This window comes from Kitasatospora sp. NPDC059088 (assembly GCF_042738155.1).
In the GTDB taxonomy this organism is placed as follows: Bacteria; Actinomycetota; Actinomycetes; order Streptomycetales; family Streptomycetaceae; genus Kitasatospora.
Map to the genome: position 1 here is coordinate 1 of NZ_JBHYGR010000120.1, position 3,749 is coordinate 3,749.

Here is a 3,749-nt window from a genome sequence, read left to right on the forward strand (position 1 = left end):
GCGGGCCGCCCCCCCCGCCGCGCGCCCCCCGCCCCCCGCGCCCCCCCCCCCCCCCCTCGGGGTGGGGCCGGGTCGGACCCGGCGGAGGGTGGAGGTGTCGCCCGGGTGGCCGGCGTCGGCGTCGGCGAGGCCGCCGGAGAGCTGGTAGAGGGCGCCGTCGGGGCGGGCGGGGATCCCGTCCCGGGCTCCGCAAGAGGGGAGGTGCCCCCCCCCCCGCGGGGGGTGCGGGCGGCGGACCCGGCTCCGGTGGTGGTGCGTCAGGCCGGGAGGTTCCACTTCTGGTTGGCGGCGCCGTTGCAGTCCCAGATGCCGAGCTGGTTGCCGTTGTTGGTGGCGAAGCCGAGGTCGTCCAGGCAGCGGCCGGACTGCGGGTTGTAGAGCGAGCCGTCGGAGCGGGCCTGCCACTGCTGGGCACCGGTGCCGTTGCAGTCGTAGAGCTGGACCATGGTGTGGTTGGCGGTGCCGCCGCCGGCGACGTCCATGCACTTGCCGAGGGCGCGGACGGTGCCGTCGACGCCGATCCGCCACTTCTGCGCGACGGAGCCGTTGCAGTCGTAGATCTGGACGGGGGTGCCGTTGCCGAGGTTGGCGCCCTTCACGTCGACGCACTTGTTGGCGTAGCCGGTGATCTGGCCGGTCGGGCCGGCCGGCGGGGTGGCGCCCAGGATGACGCGCGGGAACATGACGCTGTCGCCGATGCCGCAGGCCGCGGAGACGCTGCCGTCCCCGATCGCCACGCCGCCGATCGCGGGGCGGGTGAACTGCACGGTGTGGGTGGAGTTCCAGTAGTAACAGGTGGCGGCGACGGTCCAGGTCTGCATCGGGTCGAGGCCGCTGCAGCTGCCGATCGCGCTCCAGCCCGCGACGTAGGCGCCGCAGGAGGGCGCGGCCTGGGCGGAGGTGGCGGGTGCGGCCAGGGCGGCGGCCCCGGCGAGCAGGGCGGTGGTCAGCAGGGCGGAGGTTCGGCGCATCGGGACGGTGGTCCTTCCGGTCGGCGAATCGCGTCAACACGACGTCTGTGCACTGGTGGTGACTGTGCGGCAGTTGTGTGGGCCGTGTAGAAGAATCGGGGTTCGCCGGGTCACCGTCAAGCTCTCGTTCAAGGCGAGCTTCAACGGATTCACGCCAGCTGTTCGGTCGGCAGGCGCTCGGACGGCCCGGAAACGGGCGGCCCGGAAACGCGGAACGGGCCCCGCGCTCCCCACCACAGGGGAGCACGGGGCCCGTTCGGCGAAACCGGGGCCGGGGGCCGGGAGGCCGGGACGGCCGTCAGTCGAACTTGCGGCGCTGGCGCCCCGTCCCGTAGTTGCCGCCGGACTGGGAGCCGCTGCCCGGCCGGGCCCGGCCGGAGGAGCGCCCGATGAACCCGGCGGCCTGCGGCCGCTCGCCCTGGGTGGCGGCGCCGAGGCGCTGCTTGGGGCGCGGGCGGCGCGGGTTGCCGTTCATGTCGACGTCGGCGGGCAGCCCGGAGCGCTTGGCGGGGCGGCGGCGCGGGTTGCCGGACTTGCCGGCGCCCTTGCCGTCGGCCGAGGCGGCCGGGGCCGCGGGCTGGGCGGCGGCCGGGACGACCAGCGCGACCGCGACGCCGCTGGGGGTGCGGGCGCCGGTGATCCGGGACAGCTCGGCGTCGCCGGGGCGGATCTTGGTGACGGTCGGGCGGATCCCGGCGACCGTCATCAGCCGGTTGACCTCGCGGCGCTGCTCGGGCAGGACGAGGGTGACGACGGTGCCGGACTCGCCGGCCCGGGCGGTGCGGCCGCCGCGGTGCAGGTAGTCCTTGTGGTCGATCGGCGGGTCGACGTTGACGACCAGGTCGAGGCCGTCGATGTGGATGCCGCGGGCGGCCACGTTGGTGGCGATCAGCGCGGTGACCTCGCCCTCGCGGAACTGGTCCAGCACCCGGTTGCGCTGCGGCTGGGACTTGCCGCCGTGCAGGGCGGCGGCCATCACGCCGGTGGCGCGCAGCTGCTTGGCGAGCCGGTCGGCGCCGTGCTTGGTGTGCACGAACATGATCACCCGGCCGTCGCGGGAGGCGATGTGCGCGGTGGCGGAGGCCTTGTCGGTGGGCTCCAGCTGCAGGACGTGGTGGTCCATGGTGGTGACCGCGCCGGCCGAGGGGTCGACCGAGTGGGTGACCGGGTCGGTCAGGAAGCGCTTGACCAGCCGGTCCACGTTGCGGTCCAGGGTGGCGGAGAACAGCATCCGCTGCCCGCCCTCGGCGACCTGCTCCAGCAGCCGGCTGACCTGCGGGAGGAAGCCCATGTCGGCCATCTGGTCGGCCTCGTCGAGGACCGTGATGGCGACGTCGGACAGGTTGACGTCACCGCGGCCGATCAGGTCGTCCAGTCGGCCGGGGGTGGCGACCAGGACCTCGGTGCCGCGGCGCACCGCGTTGGCCTGCCGGCTGATGCCCATGCCGCCGACGACGGTGGTGATCCGCAGGTTGACGGCGGTGGCGTACGGGGTGAGCGCGTCGGTGACCTGCTGGGCGAGCTCGCGGGTGGGCACCAGGACGAGCGCCAGCGGGTGCCGGGAGTCGGCGCGGCGCCCGGCGGTGCGGGCGAGCAGCGGCAGGCCGAAGGCGAGGGTCTTGCCGGAGCCGGTGCGGCCGCGGCCGAGGACGTCGCGCCCGGCGATCGAGTCGGGCAGGGTGGCGGCCTGGATCGGGAACGGCTCGGTGACGCCCTCGCGGGTGAGCGCGGAGAGGATCGCCTTGGGCAGTTCGAGCTCGCCGAAGGAGGCTGCCGGGGGCCGGGCCGGGGTGCCCTCGACGACGGTGAAGTCGGCGGGCTCCGCCACGGCGGTGCGGGTGGCCTTGGGGGCGCCGGTGCGGCCCCGGGGCTTGCGGGTGCGGTCGGCGGCGGCGGCGCCCTCCCCGGTGCGGCGGGCGCGCTCGGGGTTGTCGCCGGTGCGGCGGGGGCGGCCGGTGCGGCCTTCGGCCGTGCGGTCGCCGGTGCGTGCGGCGGAACGGTCGGTGGTGCGGTCGCCTCGGTCGCGGGGCGTGCGGGCAGGGGTGGTCACGGGTTCTCCGTACGTCGGTCGGCAGCCCGCGTTCGCGGACTGGTCGGCCGTCTGAGTGGAGTGCGCCGCCCCGGCCGTACTGCGGCATGAACGAGGGCCCGCACCGCCGAGCGGTACGGGCCCCCGCTTCACGAGATCACAGGATCACGTGTCAGCTGAGAGGCTGAACGTCAGGCGATGACCTGGATGTTCTCGCCCTGCGGGCCCTTCTGGCCCTGGGTGACGTCGAACTCGACGCGCTGGCCCTCGACGAGCTCGCGGAAGCCGTTGGCCTGGATGTTCGAGTAGTGGGCGAAGACGTCCGGGCCGCCGCCGTCCTGCTCGATGAAGCCGAAGCCCTTTTCGCTGTTGAACCACTTCACGGTGCCGGTAGCCATAACCGTCTCCTCATACTTGGGGCATCAGGGACCCACACCTCGTGAGTCCCCAAGTAGCCGCGATCCCCATCCGGAGACTGAAACACCGGACAAAACAAATGCGCCTGTTGGTTGGTACCAGCAGGCGCACACACACGTTCATGGGAACCAAAACTGCAACTGCCTCGACTGTAGCACGGTCGCACCCCGATTGACCGGGGACTTTTCTGCTCGACAGATCACGTTTGGCCCCCCTGGAAAGAGGGGACGGGGGGGGCCCCCCGCGGCGGCGCGCCGCGGGGGGGGGGCGGCGGCACCCCCGCCGCAGCGGAGGGGCGCGCACCCCCCGCCGCCCACCGGGGCGGACCCACC

3 protein-coding genes are annotated in these 3,749 nt (G+C 74.3%); all 3 read right to left on the reverse strand.

Translation table 11 applies throughout. The features are described 5' to 3' along the window. Positions 1-257: 257 nt before the first annotated feature. The 3 genes from ACFWXO_RS35740 to ACFWXO_RS35750 all read right to left on the reverse strand — a co-directional run bounded on the left by ACFWXO_RS35740 (position 258) and on the right by ACFWXO_RS35750 (position 3,398). Positions 258-971, reverse strand: coding sequence for a ricin-type beta-trefoil lectin domain protein (locus ACFWXO_RS35740; protein ID WP_380529311.1), 714 nt, complete (start codon positions 969-971; stop codon positions 258-260). Positions 972-1,269: 298 nt separating this feature from the next. Further along, complete coding sequence (locus ACFWXO_RS35745; RefSeq protein ID WP_380529313.1) at positions 1,270-3,021, reverse strand: DEAD/DEAH box helicase; 1,752 nt, start codon at positions 3,019-3,021, stop codon at positions 1,270-1,272. 170 nt (positions 3,022-3,191) lie between these two features. Then, positions 3,192-3,398: a cold-shock protein gene (locus tag ACFWXO_RS35750; RefSeq protein ID WP_196949043.1), complete on the reverse strand. Its 207-nt coding sequence runs from the start codon at positions 3,396-3,398 to the stop codon at positions 3,192-3,194. Positions 3,399-3,749: the final 351 nt, after the last annotated feature.

Bases quoted from the DNA above. Each gene is read 5' to 3' on its own strand.
- ACFWXO_RS35740 (WP_380529311.1), bottom strand. From the start codon at position 971: ATGCGCCGAACCTCCGCCCTGCTGACCACCGCCCTGCTCGCCGGGGCC.
- ACFWXO_RS35750 (WP_196949043.1), bottom strand. From the start codon at position 3,398: ATGGCTACCGGCACCGTGAAGTGGTTCAACAGCGAAAAGGGCTTCGGC.